Source organism: Flavobacterium soyae (genome assembly GCF_045348165.1).
Lineage (GTDB): Bacteria > Bacteroidota > Bacteroidia > Flavobacteriales > Flavobacteriaceae > Flavobacterium > Flavobacterium soyae.
On sequence record NZ_CP150845.1, the window covers coordinates 3,225,217 to 3,248,167 of the forward strand.

Below are 22,951 nucleotides of genomic sequence, written 5' to 3' on the forward strand. Positions count from 1 at the left end.
TAATCGATTAAACGAATTAATGGTTAAGCAAATTAACGATTAAACCAACTAACCAATTAAACCAAAAAAATGAATCCATTATCAATTGAAAAACGCAATGCGGTTTTGCGGACTATGGCAAAGCTGGTCGAGCAGGAGCGGAATGAGATAATTTTGACCAATCAAGAAGATTTATCAGATTACGACGGATCAGATTTAGCGATGGAAGAACGCTTAAAAGTAGATGATAAAAAAGTAGATGAGATGATTTTATCATTAAACCAATTGGCATCTCAGGAAGATCCCGTTGGAGTTGAGCGTTTTCATTTTACTCATGATAATGGAATAAAAGTGGTGAATAAAACCGCTGCTTTTGGAACGATTTTAATTATTTATGAATCCCGCCCCGATGTTACAATCGAAGCTGGAGGAATTGCTTTTAAATCCGGAAATAAGATTTTATTAAAAGGCGGAAAAGAATCTTTAAAATCAAATTTGAAAATCGTAAGTCTTTGGCACAAAGCTTTAGAAGAAAATGGAGTTTCAAAAGATTGGGTAGAGTATCTGAATTACAACCGAACAGAAACTCAGGCTTTTTTAGAAAAACCAACTCAAAAAGTTGATTTAATTGTTCCAAGAGGCGGAGAAAAACTTATTGAGTTTGTAAAAGCGCACGCGACTTGCCCAGTAATAGTAAGCGGACGAGGAAATAATTTTGTTTACGTTCATGAAAAAGCTGATACAGATTTAGCCTTAAAAGTTATTTTAAATGCTAAAACATCTAAAATTTCAGCTTGCAATGCTTTGGATAAAGTTTTAATAGATTCTAAACTGCCCAATTTTGAAGGTTTCACAGCAATGTTAATTGAAGCTTTAATCGAAGCAAAAGTGGAAGTTATTGTAGATCAATCTTTATCAAATTTCGAAAATACTAAAACACTTCAAAACGAAGATATTTGGTACGAAGAATTTCTAGATTATAAAATCGTAATTGGAACAATCGATTCTCAGGAAAATGCCATCGAAATGATCAATAAATATTGCGGTGGACATTCAGCAGCAATTATTTCAAGAGATAATGAAGCTGCACAGCAATTTATGGAAGCAATAGATGCAGCAGCAGTTTATCAAAATGCCTCAACCCGTTTTACGGATGGTGGACAATTTGGTCTTGGCGGAGAATTAGCCATAAGTACTGATAAATTGCACCAGCGCGGTCCAATTGGTTTACAGCATTTAGTAACCAATAAATGGTATATATACGGAGAAGGACAAATAAGATAATTGTAGATTTTAGAGTTCAGATTATAGATTGAGGATTAACGATTTTTGATTTCGGATTATTGGAATTTGGAATTTATTTTTTAGAATTTAACTATAGATAAAGCTTTGCGAACTTAGCGTTTGTAAACACAAAGAATATAAAAAAAACCTGCGCCCTTTGCGTTAAAAATAACTTAGTGCCTTAGCGCCTTCGTGGCAAAAACAAAAGACATGGCAAAAAAACGGATTTTATTAAAAATAGGAAGTAATACTTTAACCAAAGAAACTAATCATATTTCGCGGGGAAAGATTGAAGACCTCGGAATGCAGATTGCAGCTTTAAACGATGAATATGAATTTATCATAGTAAGTTCAGGAGCAATTGCAGCAGCAAAGCAGTTTGTGAAGCTGGATAATCAAGATAAAGATGTTTTTGTAAAACAGGCTTTAGCTTCTATCGGTCAGCCACATTTAATGCGGATTTACAATGAAAACTTTAAGGATTTAGGATTAAATACGTCGCAGTGTTTACTTTCTTATTCTGATTTTGAAAAAGAGCAGACCAAAAAGAACATTGTAAATACCATTAATGTATTAGTTAAAAACAATTATATTCCGATCATCAATGAAAATGATACCGTTGCCACAGACGAGATTCGGTTTGGAGATAATGATAAATTAGCGGCTTTAACGGCAGTGCTGCTAAATGTTGATATTCTGATTATTGCCACTAATACAAATGGAATTTATACGAAAGAATCAATTCATGATGAAGTTCCGGAAACAATAAAACTAGTAAATGATTTAAAATCGCTCGAGAAAGAAATCGGAGATTCAAAATCATCACACGGAACAGGAGGGATGCAGTCTAAAATAGAAGCAGCTGCGATTTCAAAAGCGGCCAACATCGAAACCTGGATTGTCAATGGACTGAATGATAATTTTATTCTAAAGGGATTAAAAGATGAAATTCCTTTTACGAAAATAATCTAATGAGTCAATTAGAAAATTAGTTAATTAGACAATGCACAATTATCAAATTTTCTAATTATCACATTATCTAAATTAAAAAGAAAACAAATGAACTATATTTCAATAAAAGACATAAACTCATTATCAAAATGGGTAAAACAAGCGATTAAAATCAAAAAGAATCCGCTTAAAAATCAGAGTTTAGGAAAGAATAAAACTCTTGGAATGTTATTCTTCAATCCGAGTTTAAGAACGCGTTTGAGTACTCAAAAAGCGGCTATGAATTTAGGAATGAACGTTATGGTAATGAATTTTACCAACGAAGGCTGGACATTAGAATTCGAAGACGGCGCTATAATGAATTCTGGCGCATCAGAACATATTAAAGAAGCGGCAGAAGTAGTTTCTCAATACTGTGATATTATCGCAATCCGTGCTTTTGCAGGTTTGGTTGACAAAGAAAAAGATTATCAGGAAACTGTAATTTCAGGATTCTTGAAATACGCTACAGTGCCAATTGTAAATATGGAAAGCGCTGTTCGTCACCCGTTGCAGTCGCTGGCAGATGCCATTACAATGGAAGAATTCAAAACAAAACACAAACCAAAAGTGGTTCTTTCATGGGCGCCGCATCCAAAAGCTTTACCACAGGCAGTTGCGAATTCATTTGTAGAAATGATGCAGATGCAGAAAGATATGTATTTTGTAATCACACACCCAGAAGGTTACGAACTAAGCCCAGAAATTACAAAAGACTGTAAAATCGAATACGATCAAAACAAAGCTTTTGAAAATGCCGATTTCGTTTACGTTAAAAACTGGAGTAATTTCAACGATTACGGAAAAGTAACCAACAGCGATCCAAATTGGACAGTTACAGCCGAAAAAATGGCCTTAACCAACAACGGAAAATTCATGCACTGTCTTCCAGTTCGAAGAAATGTAATCGTAAGCGATGAAGTTTTAGACGGAGAAAATTCAATCGTAATCGAACAAGCCAATAATAGAACATATTCAGCACAATTAGTTTTACAAAAGATTCTTAAGAAATTGTAAATTTAGGTGCAAAGGTCCAAAGTGGCAAAGGTTCAGAGGTTTTACAGCCTTGAGAAAAACCTTTGAACCTTTGTACCTCTGCCTCTTTGAACCTTGAAAGAAATGAACGTATCAGTAATAAAAATAGGTGGAAACATCATTGACAATCCAGCAGAATTAGAACAATTCTTAACCGATTTTTCTAAAATTGAAGGCTATAAAGTTTTAGTTCACGGCGGAGGAAAATCGGCTACGAAAATGGCGCAGAGTATTGGTTTAGTTCCACAAATGATTGACGGACGCCGAATTACAGATGCTCCAATGCTTGATGTTGTGGTCATGATTTATGCCGGACAAATCAACAAACATATTGTGGCGCAATTGCAGGCCAAAGACAATAATGCAGTTGGTTTTTCTGGAGCAGATGGAAATTTAATTCAATCAGTAAAAAGAAATCACCCAACTATTGATTACGGGTTTGTGGGCGATGTAAAACAAGTTAACACCAAATTACTGGCAACTTTATTAGAAGCTGGAGTTGTTCCTGTTTTCTGTGCGATTACACACGACAAAAATGGACAATTGTTAAACACAAATGCTGATACAATTGCAAGCGAATTATCAATTGCACTATCTGAAGTTTTTGATGTTACGCTTACATATTGTTTTGAAAAACAAGGTGTTTTGATGGATTCAGAAGATGATTCATCTGTAATTACAGAAATCAACGAAGCTTTATATAATAAACTAAAAGAAGAAAAAATAATCCATTCTGGAATGATTCCAAAATTGGATAACTGCTTCAATAGTTTATCACGAGGTGTGCAGAAAATCAAAATTGGACATCACAGAATGCTTGAAAATTCAGATATTCCATATACAACGATTACGTTGTAAAGATATAGCCACGAATTACACGAATTGACACTAATTTTTTCTGCTTAAAAAAGAGAAAATAATTTTAAATGGACATTAAAAAGTCTATTTTGATTTTAAATCTGTTACAAAAAGATAATTTGTGAAAACTCGTGCAATTAGTGGCAAAAAAACAGAACTGCGCAGTACTTTTAAATATTATTTTAAGAAATTTGCGCAAATTAAAAATGTCGCATATTATTTAGTTAAGAAAGTAAAAGCTTAAAGAAACTTAGCGACTTAGCGCCTTTGTGGCAAGAGCACAACAAAATGAAAAATATAGATACGCTTACCCAAGAAGCAATCAGTTTATTAAAAAGCTTAATCGAAACTCCTTCATTTTCAAGTGAAGAAGATCAAACGGCTTTGTTAATCGAAAATTGGTTCAATCAAAATGAGATTCCTTTTAAGAGAGAAAACAACAATGTGTGGGCTTTCAACAAATATTTCGACGAAAAGAAACCAACACTTTTACTAAACTCACATCACGATACAGTACGTCCAAATCAAGCTTACACCAACGATCCGTTTAAAGCGATTGAAAAAGATGGAAAATTATTCGGTTTAGGGAGTAATGACGCAGGAGGATGTTTAGTTTCATTGCTAGCAACTTTTGTGCATTTTTACGAAAATCAAAACCTTTCTCACAATATTGTAATTGTAGCTTCGGCAGAAGAAGAAAGCAGTGGAAAAAACGGTTTAAACAGTGTTTTAAAAAGTTTGCCAGAACTGGATTGTGCTATTGTTGGAGAACCAACATTAATGCAGTTAGCAGTTGCCGAAAAAGGTTTATTGGTTCTTGATGTAAAAGTAAAAGGAACCGCAAGTCACGCTGCACATCAAAACGATGATAATGCATTATACAAATCAATTCCGGTAATGGAATGGTTTAAAAACTATAAATTCGACAAAATATCAGACGTTTTAGGTCCGGTAAAAATGACTGTAACACAAATTAGTGCAGGAAAACAACATAATGTGGTACCGTCAGAATGTGATTTGGTTGTTGACATTCGAGTAACAGATTGTTATACAAATGCTGAAATTTTAGAAGTTGTAAAAGCAAATGTAAATGCCGAAGTAACGCCAAGATCAATGCATTTAAATGCTTCGTCTATACCAGTTACACACGGTTTAGTTCAGGCAGGAATTGCTTTAGGAAGAACAACTTATGGTTCGCCAACACTTTCAGATCAATCGGTTTTGAGCTGTCAGTCTTTAAAACTAGGGCCGGGAGAAACGCTGCGGTCACATTCAGCAGACGAATTTATTTTTGTAAATGAAATTGTAGAAGGAATCGACTTGTATATCAAAATACTAACTGATTTCTTTAAATTATAATATTTTTTAGGAGCTAATCCCGCTATCCGTTCCAATCTTTTGTGCCGAACCCCGGCACAAAAGGATTTCCACTACTATCGGGGCTAGGACACTCAGGAACTTAGAAACATTAAGTAAAAAAGAAACTTTGTGAATCTCTGAGAACCTTTGAGTATCTCTGTGAAACAAAAAACATACACCTTATGAAACTTTGGGAAAAAGGAATACCAACAGATAAACAAATCGAACATTTCACAGTAGGGAATGATCGTGAACTTGATTTGGTTTTAGCAAAATACGATGCTTTAGGCTCTATAGCACACGCCAAAATGCTTGGGCAAATTGGTTTATTAACTGCTGAAGAAACAACTTCTTTAGTTGATGCCTTAAACGAAATCATTGCTGATATTGTAGTCGGTAATTTTGAAATCGAAGACAGTTTTGAAGACGTACATTCTAAAATAGAATATTTACTAACCGTAAAACTAGGCGATGCAGGAAAGAAAATCCACACGGCGCGTTCTCGTAACGATCAGGTTTTGGTTGATGTTCATTTGTATTTAAAAGACGAATTAAAAGCAATAAAAGAACAAGTAAAAACTTTGTTTGACTTGTTGATGGAATCTGCAGAAAAACATCAAAATGTTTTATTGCCTGGTTATACGCATTTGCAAATTGCTATGCCATCGTCATTCGGAATGTGGTTTTCTGCTTACGCTGAAAGTTTAATTGATGATATTACAATGTTGAACGCAGCTTCTAAAATTGTAGATCAGAATCCGTTAGGTTCTGCTGCGGGTTACGGAAGTTCATTTCCAATCAACAGAACGTTTACAACAAAAGAATTAGGTTTTGAAACCTTAAAATACAATGCCGTTGCCGCACAAATGAGTCGCGGAAAAGCAGAAAAAACAGTTGCTTTTGCCATGACAAGTGTTGCAGGAACATTGTCAAAATTTGCAATGGACGTTTGTTTGTATATGAGCCAGAATTTTGATTTTATTGGTCTTCCTGCTCATCTTACAACAGGTTCAAGCATTATGCCTCATAAAAAGAACCCAGATGTTTTTGAATTAATCAGAGGGAAATGCAATAAGATTCAGGCGCTTCCGTATGAAATCACTTTAATTACGAATAATCTTCCAAGCGGTTATCACAGAGACTTACAGCTTTTAAAAGAAGGTTTGTTTCCGGCGATTCAAAACTTAAAAGCTTGTTTAGATATCGCTATATTTTCAATAAAAGATATTACAGTTAAAGATCATATTCTGGAAGATAAAAAATACGATTATTTGTTTACGGTTGATACTTTAAACGAAATGGTTGTAGAAGGAATGCCCTTTAGAGACGCTTACAAAGCCGTTGCAGAACAATTGGAAGCAGGAACATACAAATCTCCAAAACAAACAAAACACACGCATGAGGGAAGTATTAATAACTTATGCCTTGATGCGATTAAAGATAAAATGAAAGCAGCTTTTTAAAAATATTTTACTCAATAATAAAAAACCGATTTGCATTTAATGCAAATCGGTTTTTATTTGAAATTTAGTTTTTAATTACTTTAAATGTTTTAATTCTATTTTCAATCTGAATTTTACAGATATAAGTCCCTTTAGCAAGGTTTCCGATATTTAGTTGTAAATTCTCATCTGATACAATACTTTTTGAATTTGCATAGACCTTAGCACCATTTGAAGAAAAGATACTTATAAAAGCACTGCCATTTTCATGGCTTGAAAATTTGATATTTAATATACTATCAATAATTGTTGGATAATATTTAAGATCTAAATCAGCAGTTATATTATTAATTCCTAAATTGCTGCAAGAAGAGCTTATTTTGCCGTCTGCAGCAACTTGAAGTGTTGCACCCGCACCGCATGTGGTATTGGTAATATAGTCAGCAGTTTCTGCCGCTGGAAAAGCAGAGTATGTATAAGAAGGTTTGGTAACCGCATTTCCGTAATCATCCGGAGCTTTAAGACAGTCTGAAAAAGTAACTCCAACGGTTCCTCCATCAGTACTGATATAATTTTTGAAAGCTGTTCCTATTTTTGCAAAATCTGTACCTTCAACATAGCAGGTTGTATTGTTTTGACCTCCTCCTAAACCAATTGCCAGTGAACCGGATACTGAAGTATTGTAATAACAATTAAGAACATGAAGTTCTGCATTTCTTCCACGCGGCATACGTTCTCTGCAGCCTTCTGCCCAATAACAGTTTTTAAAAGTAATGCTGTAATGACCATCAGCAGGAGCATCAGTTTTTGAAGAGCCTACTAAATCTGAAAAACGATGATCATCTGTACCGCCGGATCCTCCTGCTTTAGGCGTTTTTAAATAGGTAAATTTAGACCATGAGACAGTAACATTATCAGCAGTTCCTTTATTATCAAAATTACCATCCATTCCGTCTTGAAATTCACAATGATCTACCCAAATATTGGCAGCTTCAGATGTTAAATTATCATGACCGTCAACATCATAAGCTCCCGGGCCTTCAAAAATCAAATTTCTTATGATAATATTATTTGAGCCTGGTTTTAAATTAAGAATTCCAGATCCAGCTGCGGTTTGATCAGTATTAACTAATCTTGCTCCGGTCAATCCAATAATCGTTTTATCATTGACCAATAAACTTGTATAACTGCAATTTATAGTTCCGGAAATCAGGATTACCTGAGGAGAAGTTAATTTTAGTTTTGCTATTAAATCGGCATAGGTAGAAACGGTTACTGGTGCCGCAGTTCCGCCGCCTGAAGCCGCCGCACCATATCCTTCAGGTGCAGTCATATAATAATTTTGCGAATAAATTGCAGAAAAGCTTAAAAACAAGATTAATAAGAACAGATTTCTTTTCATTTTGAGTAATAATTTAGGTTTATAAAAGTTATTTAGGGCTTGTTGTAATCGATTACTCGAATGTAATTAATTTTGAATATTTTCAATAATCTTTTTCATTTTTTTTAGTGAATTTTAAATTTAGCAGGTAATATTTATATGATTTACGGATAGTAACCTCGTTTTTATTTCAATTAAAGGAAGGCTTTGTTTACAAATTAGATTTTATTGATAACAAAAAAGACTATTTTTGGTTAACATTTTTTAAAAGTAAAATATGAATAAATTTGATGCTAAAGCTTCTGAAGCGCTTCTGGATAAAAATCTAATCACCGAAAATCAGTTTCAGGAAATTAAAGAGTATAGAAGTCTGAATATTTTCTCTTTAAATGTAGAGCTGAAACTATTGCTTTCGATTTCGGTTTTAATGTTTACTTCCGGAATTGGAATTCTCATTTACGATAATATTGACAGTATTGGACACATTGCGCTGCTATCTATTTTGTTTGCCATTACCTGCGGTTGTTTTTATTACTGTTTTAAAAACTCTAAAGGTTTTCAGAAAACAGAAGCTGCAACAGAAAGTCATTTTCTGGAATATGTGGTTTTAACAGCAAATGTTCTCACCTGCATTTTTATTGGATATCTTCAATTTCAATATGAAGCATTTGGAACGCATTATGGTTTAGCAACTTTAATTCCAACCATTGTCAGCTTTGTTTGTGCTTATTATTTTGACAATAAAAGTGTTTTAACAATTGCTGTAACCGGCTTGGCCGCTTATATAGGACTTTCGGTAACGCCGCAGGAGATTTTCAACGATAACAATAACTTTTATGCTAATGAGAGTTTAAGTTATTCGGCTGTTATGTTTGGGATTTTATTGATATTATGGACAATTTACAGTTTCAGGATTAATTTAAAAACTCATTTTGCTTTCATCTATCTTACTTTTGCGCTCCATATTATTAGTATTGCGTCAATAAGTAATCTATATCGTTATGACATAATCTGGTTTCTTTTTGCCGTTGTTTTAGCTGTTTCATCTTACTATTTTTATAAAATAAGTCATCAGCTTAAAGCGATTTCCCTTTATGTTTTTATGATTATTTACGCCTATATTGGAATTAATATTTTTTTGTTCAGAATTTTTGAGAATATCGATTTCTCTGACATTTGGGAGCTTTTTATTCTTTTATTGCCGGCATATTTTATTGGCTCGATTATATTATTTATAAAACTGATTAAAAATTTTAATAAAGAAACAGCGTAATGATAGTACACGATAAAAATTTATTAAACAATTTAGCTTTAATTGAAGAAGCAGATTTGCTGGAAAATGCAGGTTTTATAAGTAAAGAACAAAAAAAGATAATTAAGAACGAATTACCTTCTTTTAAAGTTCAAAATAATATCTTAGTTCGTTTAGGATTCTTTTTACTGGGAGCATTTTTGTATTTATCGATTTGTGGTGTTATCTCATTAATGGGGTTAACATCTTCTGAAAGTGCTTTTTTAAACATATGCTGTTATCTTTTTGCGGTTGTAGGTATTGTTGGCGCTGAACTATTATCAAATCAAACGTACTATAGACATGGCTTAGACGATGCATTTATTTTAGGAATACTTTTAAACATTGGGGTTGGTGTTTTTATTTCTACAGAAAATTTTGAGACAGGATTAATACCGGCTGTTTTTGTGGCGATTGCTTCTTTCTTAACTTACAGAAGATATTTACATTTATTATCTGTACTTGTTTTTTGTATGGCTTGTTCAGCAGTTTTATTTTTCGGGATGTTTGAAATTGGAGATATTGGTAAAACAATTTTACCATTTGCTGGAATGCTGGTTTCGGCAGGATTTTATTTCTTTACTAAAAAAAGAATTAAGAGCCTAAAAGAGGTTTATTATTATAACGGATTGTTATTAGCCAATAGTTTCTGCTTGATTTTATTTTATCTCTCTTGTAATTATTTAGTTGTAAGAGAACTTTCTTCAGAACTTTTAGGAGCTGAGGTACAGCCGGGACAGGATATTCCATTTGCTTATTTCTTTTACGCTTTTACATTTATAGTTCCGGTTGTGTATTTGGTTCATGCTTTAAAAACCAAAGACAGAATCATGCTTTGGATAAGTTTTGCTGTAATAGCTTTTACTGTTTTCACAATCCGATTTTATTATTCAGTCTTACCAATTGAAGCAGCATTAACGATTGGAGGTTTAGTAATGTCTGCAATTGCTTATTTTTCAATTCAGAAATTAAAAAACAAAGAATCAGGATTGACTTTTAAACCAGACAGAATCAATAATTCAACAGCATTTTTAGATGCTCAGACTTTAATCGCAGCTTCAGCTTTTGGCATGAAACCAGAAGTTAAAACTGAGTCGCCAATGGATTTTGGAGGAGGAGGATTTAGCGGCGGCGGATCTGGAGAGAGTTTTTAGATTGATATATTAGCCGCAGATTATATTGATTAAAATGATTTTCTAATCTTTGTCAAGCCGCCACGAATTACACGAATTTACACAAATCAATTCGTGAAAATTCGTGTAATTCGTGGCAGAAAAAATCATTTTAATCAATATAATCTGTGGCAAAAAACTATACTTTACTTTTTAGTGCTTCTGCATCGATATCACTATGCGAAACATTATAAACTGCTTTTCCGTTTTTGACTAAAATCAATTGTGGAGACTCATGATAAACATCAAATCTGTCTGCAATTTCATTAGAAATGTCTCTATACGTAATTAGATCAAGAAAATAAGCATCGACAGCTTCTTCAAGATCAAACTCTCTTTCAAATTGTTTCAGCGCCATTCGGCTGATACTGCATCTTGTACTATGCTTAAAAATTATGACAGGTTTTTCGTTAGATACTGCTTCGATTTCCATTAATTGATGAATATCGGTCAATTCAGTCCAGTTAACTTTACTTTTTGGAGAATCTGAGTTCTCTGAACTCCCGAAGATTGAATTAAAAAAACTCATAATTTGGCTTGTTTTATGACTTTTTGACATTTAAAACTGATTAAAATCAGAGTTTTTGCGTCATTTTGTCTTTGTTTTTACTGTGGAATATAATTTGAATATTCGACAGCAAAGTTAAATCTTTTGAGTTAAAAATTTATCTCGATAAGTTGTAACTTTAATGTAACCAAAATATTTAAAACAAAAAATCAATCAAATCATAAAAATATGAATATAAATAAATTTACCATTAAATCGCAGGAAGCCATTCAGTTGTCGCAGCAATTAGCGCAGCGATATGGCCAGCAGCAAATTGAAAATGAACACATTTTTAAAGCAATCTTTGAAGTTGATGAAAATGTAGCGCCATTTATTTTAAAGAAATTAAATGTAAATGTGCCCTTGTTTTTACAAATTTTAGACAGTACAATTCAGAGTTTTCCAAAAGTTTCAGGAGGCGATATTCTGCTTTCAAGAGACGCAAACAAAGCTTTGAACGAAGCCGAGATCATTGCACAAAAAATGAACGACGAATATGTTTCGATCGAGCATTTAATTTTAGCAATTTTTGATTCAAAAAGTAAGATTTCACAAATTTTAAAAGATCAGGGTGTTACCGGAAAAGGTTTAAAAGCTGCAATCGAAGAACTTCGCAAAGGAGAAAGAGTAACATCGGCTTCTGCCGAAGAAACGTATAATTCATTGAATAAATATGCTAAAAATTTAAATGAATTAGCACGTACCGGTAAACTAGACCCTGTAATTGGCCGTGATGAAGAAATCCGCCGTGTATTGCAGATTTTAACACGCAGAACAAAAAATAACCCAATGCTTATTGGTGAACCCGGAGTTGGTAAAACTGCAATTGCAGAAGGTTTAGCGCATAGAATTGTTGACGGAGATGTTCCTGAAAACTTAAAAGAAAAAATTGTTTTCTCATTAGATATGGGTGCATTGATTGCCGGAGCAAAATTCAAAGGAGAATTTGAAGAGCGTTTAAAATCGGTTGTAAAAGAAGTTACTTCTGCCGAAGGTGATATCGTATTGTTTATTGATGAAATTCACACACTTGTAGGAGCGGGTGGAGGAGAAGGTGCAATGGATGCGGCTAATATCCTGAAACCAGCTTTGGCCCGTGGAGAATTAAGAGCAATTGGTGCTACGACTTTAGATGAATATCAAAAATATTTTGAAAAAGATAAAGCCCTCGAAAGACGTTTTCAAAAAGTGCTGATCGATGAGCCGGATACTGAAAGTGCGATTTCAATTTTACGTGGGATCAAAGAAAAATACGAAACGCATCATAAAGTGCAGATTAAAGATGAGGCTATTATTGCCGCCGTTGAACTTTCACAGCGTTATATTACAAATCGTTTTTTACCAGATAAAGCGATTGACTTAATGGACGAAGCGGCCTCTAAACTGCGTATGGAAATCAATTCAAAACCAGAAGAATTAGATGTTTTGGATCGTAAAATCATGCAGTTGGAAATTGAGATTGAAGCTATCAAACGTGAGAAAGAAGAAAGCAAACTTAAAATTTTGCATTTAGATTTAGCGAACTTGAAAGAAGAACGAAACGAAATTTATGCAAGATGGAAATCTGAAAAAGATATTGTTGATGGAATTCAGGCTGTAAAATTAGAAATCGAAGATTTTAAATACGAAGCTGAACGTGCAGAACGTGACGGAGATTACGGAAAAGTAGCCGAAATTCGTTATGGAAAAATAAAAGAAGCACAAGAACGCCAGGATGCATTGCAAAAACAATTGCTGGAATTTCAATCAGGCCATTCTTTAATTAAAGAAGAAGTAACTCGTGAAGATATTGCTGAGGTTGTAGCAAAATGGACTGGAATTCCGGTTATGAAAATGCTTCAGACAGAAAGAGAAAAACTATTGCATCTTGAAGATGAATTGCATAAACGTGTTGTTGGTCAGGAAGAAGCTATAGAAGCTGTGAGTGATGCCGTTCGCAGAAGCCGTGCCGGTTTACAGGACATGAAAAAACCAGTTGGAACATTCTTGTTTTTAGGAACAACCGGAGTTGGTAAAACGGAATTAGCAAAAGCCTTGGCAGAATATCTTTTTGATGATGAAAATGCCATGACGCGTATCGATATGAGTGAGTATCAGGAACGTCACAGTGTGAGCCGTTTGGTTGGGGCGCCTCCGGGATATGTAGGTTATGATGAGGGAGGTCAATTGACTGAAGCCGTTCGTAGAAAACCGTATTCTGTAATTTTGTTAGACGAGATCGAAAAAGCACATCCGGACACTTTCAATATTTTATTGCAGGTTTTAGATGAAGGACGATTAACAGATAACAAAGGCCGTCTTGCCGATTTCAAAAACACGATTATTATTATGACCTCAAATATGGGAAGTCATATTATTCAGGAAAAGTTTGAAAATCTAAAAGGAAGCGTTGAAGCAGCGACAGAAGCTGCTAAAAATGAAGTTTTAGGATTGTTGAAACAAACCGTTCGTCCTGAATTTATAAACCGTATTGATGAAATCGTAATGTTTACACCGCTTACAGTTGATAATATTTCAAAAATTGTGAGCCTGCAATTGAAGAGTGTTACAAAAATGCTGGCTTTGCAAGGTATTGCGATGGATGCGACGCCAGAAGCAATTGATTACCTGTCAGACAAAGGTTATGATCCTCATTTTGGTGCAAGACCTGTAAAACGTGTAGTTCAGAGAGAAGTTTTAAATCAATTGTCAAAAGAAATCCTGGCAGGAAATATAACAACAGACAGTATCATCTTACTGGATGCCTTCGATGGGAAATTGGTATTTAGAAACCAAACCCAGGAAGTAAAATAATTGTAGAGAACACACTATGTAGAGGCGCATAGCAGTGCGTCTTTCCTAGTAAAAAGAAAACATCAGCAGAAATGCTGGTGTTTTTTGTTTATATCAGTAAATAATGAAACTTTTTTCAAAAGTCATATAAACAGAAATTCTGATTTAGTTCTCAAATTTACTATAACACAAAATAATTATCATGAACAATATATTTAGAGGATTAATAGCCGGATACGGTGCGAAAAAATTAGGCGGCGGATGTTTTGGCACTATACTGGTGTTTGTAATTATCTGGCTGTTACTAGGTCAGTGCAGCTAAAAATTAAATACCAGTAATCATTAAAAACATCAGGATAAAAAGTCTTAAATTCGCACAATTAAATAAAATATAATGGCATCAGGTTTTTTCGTACTACTAGACGACATAGCAGCAATTATGGACGACGTTGCGGTAATGAGTAAAGTTGCAGCAAAAAAAACGGCAGGTATTCTGGGCGATGATTTAGCGGTTAATGCCGAGAAAGCTTCTGGATTCGCTTCATCGAGAGAACTTCCTGTATTGTGGGCAATAAGTAAAGGTTCACTTCTTAACAAAATCATTATTTTACCTGTTGCTTTTTTATTAAGTGCATTTTTTCCTATTGCAATTATTGTAATTCTGGTTCTTGGCGGACTTTTTCTTGCCTATGAAGGAGCCGAAAAAATTTACGAATTTATTTTTCCTCATGCACACGAAGAATCAGAAGGAATTACCGAAGAAACCCTTACAGAAGAGCAAATCTTGGAAGTCGAAAAAGACAAAATAAAATCAGCAATCGTAACCGATTTTATATTATCTGTCGAAATAGTAATTATAGCGCTGGGAACAGTCATAGGAAAACCTATTATGCAGCAAATTATTGTAACTTCAATAATAGCCTTAATAGCAACCATAGGAGTGTATGGTATTGTAGCTCTTATTGTAAGGATGGATGAAGCAGGTTATAAACTTATTAAATTTAGTAAAAGAGATAAAAGCATCTCAAAATTCATTGGAAACATTTTGGTTAAAGCCCTTCCATTGGTCATAAAAAGTTTAACCGTAATTGGTACAATAGCTTTAATATTAGTTGCCGGAGGTATCTTTGTGCACTACATTCCATATTTTCATCATTTAGCTGCTGAAATTAATATTCCATCAATTATAAAAGAATTTGTAATTGGACTTGCTTTAGGACTTATCGTTTTATTACTTGTGAATCTTTTCAAAAAATTATTCAGAAAAAAATCATAACAAGACATACTTTTTTGGCATTTTTTTTGTTAAGATATTTATTTATAACTAATTAGTGATTTGTTTGAAAAAATTTAACATTTTTAGAAGCAACTATAATCATTTATTAGTATCTATGTACAAATAAGAACAAATTATTATTCTATGAAAAACTTTAAATTACAATCAATTGCATTAATGTTATTATTCATTACAGCATTAACTTCTTGCAGCAGCGATAATGATTCTCCAACTGAAGATGTTGTTTACAAAAGTGCTTATGCAACAGAAGTTTCAGGACCATTAACTGGAAAAGTAGGACAGGAACTTAGCTACGCCATCACTTTTCAAGTAGAAAACGGGTGCGGTGAATTTAATAAATTAGTAGATGTTGAATTTAATAAAGTGCCGGGATACCAGGTAGAAGTAAAATATCCAAAAGCGACTTGTAATAGACCAGATCCTGAAAACAGAGTAACGATATACAAAATTACTACGTCTAAAGCAGGAACTTATTACTTAAGACTTGCTAAATCTGAAACAGAGTATATAGTAACAGAAGTAGTTATAACAGATTAATTTTAATCTTTTTAAATATTCAAAGCCGTTTTACAATCGTAAAGCGGTTTTTTTATTTTGTAATATATCGAAACTTTGTTTCCTGGAGTACGAAATCAAAATTTAAAATTACGATTAGTCCCGCTATCCGCTATATCTTTTGCCTGCTAAAGAAGCAGACAAAAGGATGCCGTTTCTATCGGGGCTGCACGAGAAAAAATTATTTTCATAAGATATTACGGTTCTTTTTGAAATTATTTTTATCGAATAAGTTTCTCAATTACAAAAGATTAATCTTTTTATTGTCCAAATTAACATTTAAACAAAGCAACCATTTTATTTATCCCGCATCTTCATATTATAACAATTAATTATTATTTTATATGAAAAGTTTTAAATTAAAATCAGTTTTAGTAGTTTTATTCTTGTCAATTGTATTTATTTCATGCAATAATGACGACGACGAGAAACCAGTAGATAATCCAGTTTCAAAAGCAGCATTGGTAACAGAAATTAAAGGACCTTCGACAGGAAAAGTAAACGTAGAACTTAGTTACGATGTAACTTTTGTAGTAGACAATGCTTGCGGAGAATTTGATAAAATAAGCGATGTAACGATTAATTCAGTAAAAGGACTGCAGGTTGTGGCAAAATACCCTTCAGGAGTTTGTACACAGCAAGTTCCAGACCCTAAAAAGACAGTTTACAAATTCAAATCAACAGTAAAAGGAACTTTTGAAATCAAATTCAAAAAATCAGAAACTGAATTTCTGATTCAGAAAGTGATTATAGATTAATACTCTTTAAGCGATATATTTTTAGGTCAAAACCATTTTGCAGATGTTTAAGTTTTAAGCTGATGTGAAATGGTTTTTTATTAAATAAGCAGAAATAGTTATCTTTGAATAATTAAAAAGAAATATGATATGGGAGCCTTGGAATTGAGAGATAGTGTTTTAGAATATATCAATACTGCTGATGAACGTCTTTTAAAAGTCGTTAAGGCGGTTATTGAAAGTTATCAAGAGGAAGAAATAGTTGCTTTTTATGTTGATGGAAAACCTATTACAAGAGCTGCTAATAAAACTGAATTAGCAAATGCTGAATTAGAGATTAAAAACGGTAAGATAATTTCGCAGGAAGATTTAGAAAAAGAATCTGAGAACTGGTAATGGGTGAAGTTCAAAAAAATGTCTGGACTAATACAGCCAAGATCAACTAAAAACGATCTATAATTATTACAAAGAAAAATCTGTTCAAGGAGCAAATAATGTAAAAGGATGATATTTTGAATGCTGCTAAAAAAATAAATTTTAGTGAACAATTTCAAAGAGATGAGATAGAATCTGAGTATAGAAGAATTATTATAAGAGATTACAAATTACTGTACAAAGAAGAAAATCAAGTAGTTTTTATTGTAAAGATATTTTCTCTTAAACGAGATTCTTCCGCACAATTATAGAAGAGCTGTTTAGCTCTTTTTTTATGCATTGTTAAAAGAGTATACTTTTGCCATTCCTCTAAAAATTACTATTTTTGCACTCTAAATTTTATGTCATGTCGAAAAGAAAATATAAAATATCGGTAATTCAGTTAAACCTGAATGATGTAGCCGAAAATAATCTTAAAAAATGTATCAGCTGGGTAAGAGATGCTGCAAGCCAAGGTGCAGAAGTTATTTTACTTCCAGAATTATATAGCAGTCATTATTTCTGCCAAAGCGAAGATGTAGAAAATTTTGCATTAGCAGAACCGCTTTACAGCACTTCATTTATTGCTTTCAGCGAATTGGCAAAAGAACTTGGAGTAGTAATTATTGTTCCTTTCTTCGAAAAAAGAATGGCAGGAATTTACCATAACAGTGCTTATATCATTGATACAGATGGTACAGAAGCTGGTTTATATCGTAAAATGCACATTCCGGATGATCCGCATTTCTACGAAAAATTCTATTTCACTCCAGGTGATTTAGGTTTTCAGGCAATAAAAACTAAAAAAGGAACTGTTGGAACATTAATCTGCTGGGATCAATGGTATCCTGAAGCAGCTCGTATTACAGCATTAAAAGGAGCCGAGGTTTTGTTTTATCCAACAGCAATAGGATGGCATCCAAAAGAAAAAGAACAATACGGAGAAAACCAATACGGAGCATGGATGAATGTAATGAAAGGCCATGCAGTTGCAAATGGTATTTTCGTTGCCGCAGCAAATAGAATTGGTCTTGAAAAATATATTGAAGGAACAGAAGGAATTCAATTTTGGGGAGCATCATTTATTGCTGGGCCGCAAGGAGAAATTTTAGCTCAGGCTTCTCACGATAAAGAAGAAATTTTAATTGCCGAAGTTGATTTGGATTTACAAGAAAATGTGCGTCAGAACTGGCCATTTTTCAGAGACAGAAGAATTGATGCTTTTGGAGACATTACAAAAAGAGCCATTGATAGATAATTAAATTTCTATTTATAAAGTAAAAGGCGGTTTCAATAATTTGAAACTGCCTTTTTTATTATTTAAAATACTGGTTATTTTAAATTTGGCTGAAAGATTTTTATAGTTCCGTCACCTTCGCTGCTTACTACTAATAAACTTCTTTTAGTAGGGCTTTTTGCAGCCGGAATAAAAAGAACACCTTCTGGAGCGTCTCCTGTTTTTACTGTTTGTAAATATTGTGGCGAAGCAGGATTGGTAACATCATAAGTCATAAAAGCATCAGATCTTTCAAGACCAACAAACAAAATATTTTGAGTTCCCATTTTAACAGCAACTACAGCTTCTGGTTCAGAACCTTTATCATCACTGCGTTTGTCATCATAAGTACCTAATTCATTTGTTTTTTTGTCAACATCATTTTTACTGTCATAAACAATTTTGCCAGTGTTTCCATTCCAAATAGTGAATGACCTTGCACCAAAACTTACCATTTCGTCTAAATCTCCATCACCATCAGTATCTCCCATATCAGTAATAAGGTTAAGCCTTCCTAAATTAGCGTCTAGCTTTAAAGTAGCAGCATCAGGAAAAACTGTTGCATCAAGATTCAGGCTTTTCATGCGTTTAATGTCGGTATAGGCAGTATATTCTCTTGCATCACCTTCATTTGCAGTTACAAAATATGGAACATTATTAGAAGAAAAATGACTGATAGCATCCGGCATATACAATCCTTTTACTTTCCAAGGATTAAAAGCTATTTTAGTGTCACTATCGCTTACATCAATAGCATTTTCAGCAGTATTGTAGTCTTTTAATCCTAAAGGATAAATAGCAGTAATGGTTTTTGAAGTTAAATCAACTTTTGCAACACCATTATTTTCCTGCAAAGTTACCCATGCCGTTTTTGAATCGTCAGAAATTGTAACATATTCTGGTTCAATATCCTGAGCAAAGCTTTTTGCAAACTTAGAAATTCTGAACCCATCTTTAGCCAATGCCGCCGCCTGATTGCTAAAAGAAGCAAAATCAAGAGTTGTAACAGCATAAGTACTTGTTTCAATTATAGAAATAGTTCCGTTTGGATCTTGTGAATAATCTGCATTAGGCTCACCTTCGTTAGCAGTCATAATATATTTTCCATCAGCAGAAAATGTAATCATGTCTGGCAATGCACCAACTGTGACTTGCTTTATTAAGCTGTAATCGCTGGTATTAAAAACAACAACTTTTCCATTTCCTTGTTTATTAACAGTTGATTCTAAAGCTGCTGCCAGTTTCCCATCATAAACAGAAACGCTGTTTGATGCACCTTCATAAGCAGCTAAATCAATTTTACCAATTTTTACCGGTTTTGTCGGGTCAGCTAAATCAATAACATCAATTTGATTAGTTCCACTGTTATTTACCGTAAAAAGTCTTTTTGTTTTTTCGCAGTAAGCAGAGATTTCTGCAGCAGCTTCTCCGCCAATTGTAATCGAACCAATTTCTTTAAAAGCGGCAGGATCTTCATTTACAACAACTTCTGGTTCTTCGTTGTTTGGATTTTCATCGTTATTACAGCTTACCATTAAAAATAAAGCTGCTAATAATGAAAGAGTTACTTTTTTCATTTGTTAGTTTTTTAGTTTTACCAAATGTAATTACCTCATTTTGGTAAAATATTAAGCCTTTATTATTTAATCTTTAACTTAATTTTTGGAAGATATTATTTGTGAAATTACAGATGATTTTGAATCAGATGTTTTAAAATCCTGATGAATGCTTATCTTTGTACACTTTTAAAAATTAGAACCTTTTATGGCAGCAAATAATAGAAGATTTCCGGCAGAGTGGGAAAAACAACAAGGAATTGTATTATGTTTTCCGCATAATGGTAACGACTGGCCGGGAAAATATGAAGCAATTCAATGGGCTTTTGTAGAATTTATAAAAAAAGCAGCCGCTTTTGAAACTGTTTTTTTGGTCGTAGCCGATGAGAAACTAAAAGAAAAAGTAGCCGAAATGCTTGAAAGAGCCCGTGTAAATATCAAAAATGTTTCCTATATAATACATAAAACCAACAGAAGCTGGATGCGTGATTCCGGGCCGATTATTGTAAAAAATGGCTCTAAAAGAGAAGCATTAAACTTTAATTTTAACGGCTGGGCAAAATATAAAAACTATCAATTAGATAAATTTGTTCCGGGTAAAGTGGCTGATTTTATTGATGTGCCGTTAACTCAGGTTACTTATAAAGGAAAACCGGTAATTGTTGAAGGCGGCGCAATTGACGTAAACGGAAAAGGAACTTTATTGACTTCTGAAGAATGTTTAATGCACCCAGCAGTTCAGGTTAGAAATCAAGGTTTTACTAAAGAAGATTACGAAGCAGTTTTTAAAGAATACCTTGGGGTTACCAATGTTATCTGGCTTGGAGACGGAATTGAAGGTGATGATACGCACGGACACATCGATGATTTATGCCGATTTGTAAACGAAGATACTATCGTAACTATTGTGGAAACAGATAAAAACGATTCAAACTATAAACCTTTGCAGGATAATTTGAAACGTTTGCAAAATGCAAAACTAGAAAACGGAAAATCGCCTGTTATTGTAGCATTGCCGATGCCAAAACGTGTAGATTTTGAAGATTTAAGATTACCGGCAAGCTATGCTAATTTCTTAATTCTGAATAATTGTGTTTTAGTACCGACATTTAATGACAGTAACGATCGCGTAGCTTTAAATATACTTTCAGAATGTTTCCCTGACAGAGAAGTAATTGGAATTAGCTGTATAGATTTTATCTGGGGATTTGGAACACTGCATTGCTTAAGCCAGCAGATTCCTGCTTAATTTTTTAATCTCGTAAAGTCGCTAAGACACAAAGTTTTTAAAATTTAAATTTATTAGTAGCCGCCAGTTTTAACTGGAGGTATTTATTTGCTATAACGAATAAAGGCTTTAGCCAAACTCTATTTTTGGCTAAAGCCCTCGATAGTAACTTTATTTTTCCTCCAGTTAAAACTGGCGGCTACTAATAAATTTAAATTTTAAAAACTTTGCGTCTTAGCGACTTTACGAGATTAAAAACACTCAGAGATAAACTAAACTTAAAAAACGAAAATAAAAAATAAAATAAAAAAAATCCCTTTCTATATCAAAAAAAATGCATAAAAAAACCTTGGGACGTTAACCAAGGTTTTTTGTTTTCTATATTTCTTCAAATACTTTATCTGCTCTTCATTGTCTGATAAACGGAGGTAAAAGCTGACTTGCAACTTCTCCGAAACCAATACGAACTTCTGCATTTTCACAGAAACCTCTAATGATTACAGTATCATTATCTTCGATAAATTTACGTTCGCTTCCGTCATTTAATTTAAGCGGATTTTTTCCTCCCCAGGTCAATTCTAACATAGAACCAAAACTATCAGGAGTTGGCCCCGAAATAGTTCCAGATCCCATCATGTCGCCAGAATTTACACGACATCCGTTTGAAGTATGATGTGCTAATTGCTGTGTCATTGACCAGTATAAATATTTAAAATTAGACTTTGAAACCACAGTTTCTTCAGCATTTTCGGGTTTTATCGAAACTTCTAAATGAATATCAAAAGCTTTTTTTCCTTTTGTTTGTAAATAAGGAAGCGGAGTTGGATCCTGTTTTGGACCTTTTGTTCTAAAAGGTTCTAAAGCATCCATTGTTACAATCCACGGAGAAATTGAAGAAGCAAAGTTTTTAGCTAAGAATGGTCCAAGCGGTACATATTCCCATTTTTGAATATCGCGCGCGCTCCAGTCATTCAGTAAAACCATTCCAAAGATATAATCTTCGGCTTCATAAGTCGAAATATTTTCGCCCATTACATTTACATCTGTAGTAATAAAAGCAGTTTCTAATTCAAAATCTACTAAACGAGACGGGCCAAAAACGGGATATTTTTCGCCTGCCGGTAAGGTTTGTCCCATTGGTCTGTGTACCGGAATTCCTGACGGAACGATAGTAGAACTTCTTCCGTGATATCCAACCGGAATATGTAACCAGTTTGGCAGAAGCGCATTTTCAGGATCACGAAACATTTTACCTACGTTTGTAGCATGTTCTCTACTAGAATAAAAGTCGGTATAATCGCCAATTAAAACAGGCAGCTGCATTTCTATATCGTCAATATTAAAAATAACAATATCGCGGTCTTTTGTTGAATCTCTAAGTTGAGGATTGTTTTCGTCGAAAATATCAGAGATACGGTTTCGTACCAAACGCCATGTTTTTTTTCCATCAGAAATAAAATCATTAAGCGTGTCCTGCATAAACATATCATCAGTTAAATCTATTCCTTCAAAATAGTTTAATTGTTGTAAAGCCCCTAAATCTATAGCATAATCGCCAATTCTAGTTCCTACTGTAACGACATTTTCTTTGGTAAGAAATACACCGAATGGGATGTTTTGAATAGGGAAGTCGCTATTTTCTGGTACTTCTAACCATGATTTTCTTTTAGTATCGTTGGCGGTTATTGGCATGTGAGATGTTAATTATTTGTTGAAAAATTACATGTCAAATATATCATAATCTAACAGTATCACAAACGTTTTTTTGTATTTTTGCA

19 protein-coding genes are annotated in these 22,951 nt (G+C 33.6%); 15 read left to right on the forward strand and 4 right to left on the reverse strand.

Annotation, left to right across the window (positions count from 1 at the left end; all coding sequences use genetic code 11):
• The first annotated feature begins 69 nt into the window (after positions 1 to 69).
• From AABD74_RS13860 to argH, 6 genes are all read left to right on the forward strand, one after another.
• The gene (locus tag AABD74_RS13860; RefSeq protein WP_406843222.1) at positions 70 to 1,263 is read left to right on the forward strand and encodes a glutamate-5-semialdehyde dehydrogenase; all 1,194 of its coding nucleotides are present in this window, start codon (positions 70 to 72) and stop codon (positions 1,261 to 1,263) included.
• A 210-nt stretch (positions 1,264 to 1,473) separates the two neighbouring features.
• The gene (gene proB / locus AABD74_RS13865) at positions 1,474 to 2,235 is read left to right on the forward strand and encodes a glutamate 5-kinase (RefSeq protein ID WP_406843223.1); all 762 of its coding nucleotides are present in this window, start codon (positions 1,474 to 1,476) and stop codon (positions 2,233 to 2,235) included.
• Positions 2,236 to 2,322: 87 nt separating this feature from the next.
• Positions 2,323 to 3,270 carry an N-acetylornithine carbamoyltransferase gene (locus tag AABD74_RS13870; protein ID WP_406843224.1) on the forward strand — a complete coding sequence of 316 codons (948 nt, stop codon included), beginning with the start codon at positions 2,323 to 2,325 and terminating at the stop codon, positions 3,268 to 3,270.
• Between the two features lie 102 nt (positions 3,271 to 3,372).
• Positions 3,373 to 4,146: an acetylglutamate kinase gene (gene argB, locus AABD74_RS13875; RefSeq protein ID WP_406843225.1), complete on the forward strand. Its 774-nt coding sequence runs from the start codon at positions 3,373 to 3,375 to the stop codon at positions 4,144 to 4,146.
• Positions 4,147 to 4,434: 288 nt separating this feature from the next.
• Positions 4,435 to 5,505 (forward strand): M20 family metallo-hydrolase, encoded by a 1,071-nt coding sequence (locus AABD74_RS13880; protein WP_406843226.1) that lies wholly within the window; start codon positions 4,435 to 4,437, stop codon positions 5,503 to 5,505.
• A gap of 182 nt (positions 5,506 to 5,687) precedes the next feature.
• Positions 5,688 to 6,968: an argininosuccinate lyase gene (gene argH / locus AABD74_RS13885; protein ID WP_232682089.1), complete on the forward strand. Its 1,281-nt coding sequence runs from the start codon at positions 5,688 to 5,690 to the stop codon at positions 6,966 to 6,968.
• A 64-nt stretch (positions 6,969 to 7,032) separates the two neighbouring features.
• Here argH and AABD74_RS13890 read toward each other — a convergent pair whose 3' ends face one another.
• The gene (locus AABD74_RS13890) at positions 7,033 to 8,349 is read right to left on the reverse strand and encodes a T9SS type A sorting domain-containing protein (RefSeq protein WP_406843227.1); all 1,317 of its coding nucleotides are present in this window, start codon (positions 8,347 to 8,349) and stop codon (positions 7,033 to 7,035) included.
• Between the two features lie 256 nt (positions 8,350 to 8,605).
• On the opposite strand from AABD74_RS13890, the gene AABD74_RS13895 reads away from it, so the two are divergent.
• Complete coding sequence (locus tag AABD74_RS13895; RefSeq protein ID WP_406843228.1) at positions 8,606 to 9,601, forward strand: DUF2157 domain-containing protein; 996 nt, start codon at positions 8,606 to 8,608, stop codon at positions 9,599 to 9,601.
• Positions 9,601 to 10,773, forward strand: a complete 1,173-nt coding sequence (locus tag AABD74_RS13900) for a hypothetical protein (protein ID WP_406843229.1) — start codon at positions 9,601 to 9,603, stop codon at positions 10,771 to 10,773. Before AABD74_RS13895 ends, AABD74_RS13900 begins: the two co-directional genes overlap by 1 nt.
• A 157-nt stretch (positions 10,774 to 10,930) precedes the next feature.
• On the opposite strand, the gene ytxJ is transcribed toward AABD74_RS13900, so the two are convergent.
• Positions 10,931 to 11,320: a bacillithiol system redox-active protein YtxJ gene (gene ytxJ / locus AABD74_RS13905; protein ID WP_406843230.1), complete on the reverse strand. Its 390-nt coding sequence runs from the start codon at positions 11,318 to 11,320 to the stop codon at positions 10,931 to 10,933.
• Between the two features lie 207 nt (positions 11,321 to 11,527).
• On the opposite strand from ytxJ, the gene clpB reads away from it, so the two are divergent.
• The 6 genes from clpB (at position 11,528) to AABD74_RS13935 (ending at position 18,371) form a co-directional block, all read left to right on the forward strand.
• Positions 11,528 to 14,131 (forward strand): ATP-dependent chaperone ClpB, encoded by a 2,604-nt coding sequence (gene clpB / locus AABD74_RS13910; RefSeq protein WP_406843231.1) that lies wholly within the window; start codon positions 11,528 to 11,530, stop codon positions 14,129 to 14,131.
• A 373-nt stretch (positions 14,132 to 14,504) separates the two neighbouring features.
• Positions 14,505 to 15,386, forward strand: coding sequence for a DUF808 domain-containing protein (locus AABD74_RS13915; RefSeq protein WP_232682083.1), 882 nt, complete (start codon positions 14,505 to 14,507; stop codon positions 15,384 to 15,386).
• Between the two features lie 144 nt (positions 15,387 to 15,530).
• On the forward strand, positions 15,531 to 15,944 hold the full coding sequence (locus tag AABD74_RS13920; RefSeq protein ID WP_232682082.1) for a hypothetical protein: 414 nt from the start codon (positions 15,531 to 15,533) through the stop codon (positions 15,942 to 15,944).
• Positions 15,945 to 16,306: 362 nt separating this feature from the next.
• The gene (locus AABD74_RS13925; RefSeq protein WP_406843232.1) at positions 16,307 to 16,720 is read left to right on the forward strand and encodes a hypothetical protein; all 414 of its coding nucleotides are present in this window, start codon (positions 16,307 to 16,309) and stop codon (positions 16,718 to 16,720) included.
• Positions 16,721 to 16,849: 129 nt separating this feature from the next.
• On the forward strand, positions 16,850 to 17,095 hold the full coding sequence (locus AABD74_RS13930) for a hypothetical protein (protein WP_232682079.1): 246 nt from the start codon (positions 16,850 to 16,852) through the stop codon (positions 17,093 to 17,095).
• Positions 17,096 to 17,480: 385 nt separating this feature from the next.
• Positions 17,481 to 18,371, forward strand: coding sequence for a carbon-nitrogen hydrolase (locus AABD74_RS13935; protein WP_232682078.1), 891 nt, complete (start codon positions 17,481 to 17,483; stop codon positions 18,369 to 18,371).
• A gap of 74 nt (positions 18,372 to 18,445) precedes the next feature.
• Here the strand turns inward: AABD74_RS13935 and AABD74_RS13940 are convergent, their stop codons facing one another.
• On the reverse strand, positions 18,446 to 19,966 hold the full coding sequence (locus AABD74_RS13940; RefSeq protein ID WP_406843233.1) for a choice-of-anchor I family protein: 1,521 nt from the start codon (positions 19,964 to 19,966) through the stop codon (positions 18,446 to 18,448).
• Positions 19,967 to 20,153: 187 nt separating this feature from the next.
• On the opposite strand from AABD74_RS13940, the gene AABD74_RS13945 reads away from it, so the two are divergent.
• Positions 20,154 to 21,194, forward strand: a complete 1,041-nt coding sequence (locus AABD74_RS13945) for an agmatine/peptidylarginine deiminase (protein WP_232682076.1) — start codon at positions 20,154 to 20,156, stop codon at positions 21,192 to 21,194.
• A gap of 387 nt (positions 21,195 to 21,581) precedes the next feature.
• Here AABD74_RS13945 and fahA read toward each other — a convergent pair whose 3' ends face one another.
• A complete protein-coding gene (gene fahA, locus AABD74_RS13950) occupies positions 21,582 to 22,865 on the reverse strand; it encodes a fumarylacetoacetase (protein WP_232682075.1) in 1,284 nt (427 codons plus the stop codon).
• Positions 22,866 to 22,951 lie beyond the last annotated feature (86 nt).

Excerpts from the sequence above, each read along its gene's own strand:
- AABD74_RS13860 (WP_406843222.1), top strand. The coding sequence starts at position 70 with ATGAATCCATTATCAATTGAAAAACGCAATGCGGTTTTGCGGACTATG.
- proB (WP_406843223.1), top strand. The coding sequence starts at position 1,474 with ATGGCAAAAAAACGGATTTTATTAAAAATAGGAAGTAATACTTTAACC.
- AABD74_RS13870 (WP_406843224.1), top strand. The coding sequence starts at position 2,323 with ATGAACTATATTTCAATAAAAGACATAAACTCATTATCAAAATGGGTA.
- argB (WP_406843225.1), top strand. The coding sequence starts at position 3,373 with ATGAACGTATCAGTAATAAAAATAGGTGGAAACATCATTGACAATCCA.
- AABD74_RS13880 (WP_406843226.1), top strand. The coding sequence starts at position 4,435 with ATGAAAAATATAGATACGCTTACCCAAGAAGCAATCAGTTTATTAAAA.
- argH (WP_232682089.1), top strand. The coding sequence starts at position 5,688 with ATGAAACTTTGGGAAAAAGGAATACCAACAGATAAACAAATCGAACAT.
- AABD74_RS13890 (WP_406843227.1), bottom strand. The coding sequence starts at position 8,349 with ATGAAAAGAAATCTGTTCTTATTAATCTTGTTTTTAAGCTTTTCTGCA.
- AABD74_RS13895 (WP_406843228.1), top strand. The coding sequence starts at position 8,606 with ATGAATAAATTTGATGCTAAAGCTTCTGAAGCGCTTCTGGATAAAAAT.
- AABD74_RS13900 (WP_406843229.1), top strand. The coding sequence starts at position 9,601 with ATGATAGTACACGATAAAAATTTATTAAACAATTTAGCTTTAATTGAA.
- ytxJ (WP_406843230.1), bottom strand. The coding sequence starts at position 11,320 with ATGAGTTTTTTTAATTCAATCTTCGGGAGTTCAGAGAACTCAGATTCT.
- clpB (WP_406843231.1), top strand. The coding sequence starts at position 11,528 with ATGAATATAAATAAATTTACCATTAAATCGCAGGAAGCCATTCAGTTG.
- AABD74_RS13915 (WP_232682083.1), top strand. The coding sequence starts at position 14,505 with ATGGCATCAGGTTTTTTCGTACTACTAGACGACATAGCAGCAATTATG.
- AABD74_RS13920 (WP_232682082.1), top strand. The coding sequence starts at position 15,531 with ATGAAAAACTTTAAATTACAATCAATTGCATTAATGTTATTATTCATT.
- AABD74_RS13925 (WP_406843232.1), top strand. The coding sequence starts at position 16,307 with ATGAAAAGTTTTAAATTAAAATCAGTTTTAGTAGTTTTATTCTTGTCA.
- AABD74_RS13930 (WP_232682079.1), top strand. The coding sequence starts at position 16,850 with ATGGGAGCCTTGGAATTGAGAGATAGTGTTTTAGAATATATCAATACT.
- AABD74_RS13935 (WP_232682078.1), top strand. The coding sequence starts at position 17,481 with ATGTCGAAAAGAAAATATAAAATATCGGTAATTCAGTTAAACCTGAAT.
- AABD74_RS13940 (WP_406843233.1), bottom strand. The coding sequence starts at position 19,966 with ATGAAAAAAGTAACTCTTTCATTATTAGCAGCTTTATTTTTAATGGTA.
- AABD74_RS13945 (WP_232682076.1), top strand. The coding sequence starts at position 20,154 with ATGGCAGCAAATAATAGAAGATTTCCGGCAGAGTGGGAAAAACAACAA.
- fahA (WP_232682075.1), bottom strand. The coding sequence starts at position 22,865 with ATGCCAATAACCGCCAACGATACTAAAAGAAAATCATGGTTAGAAGTA.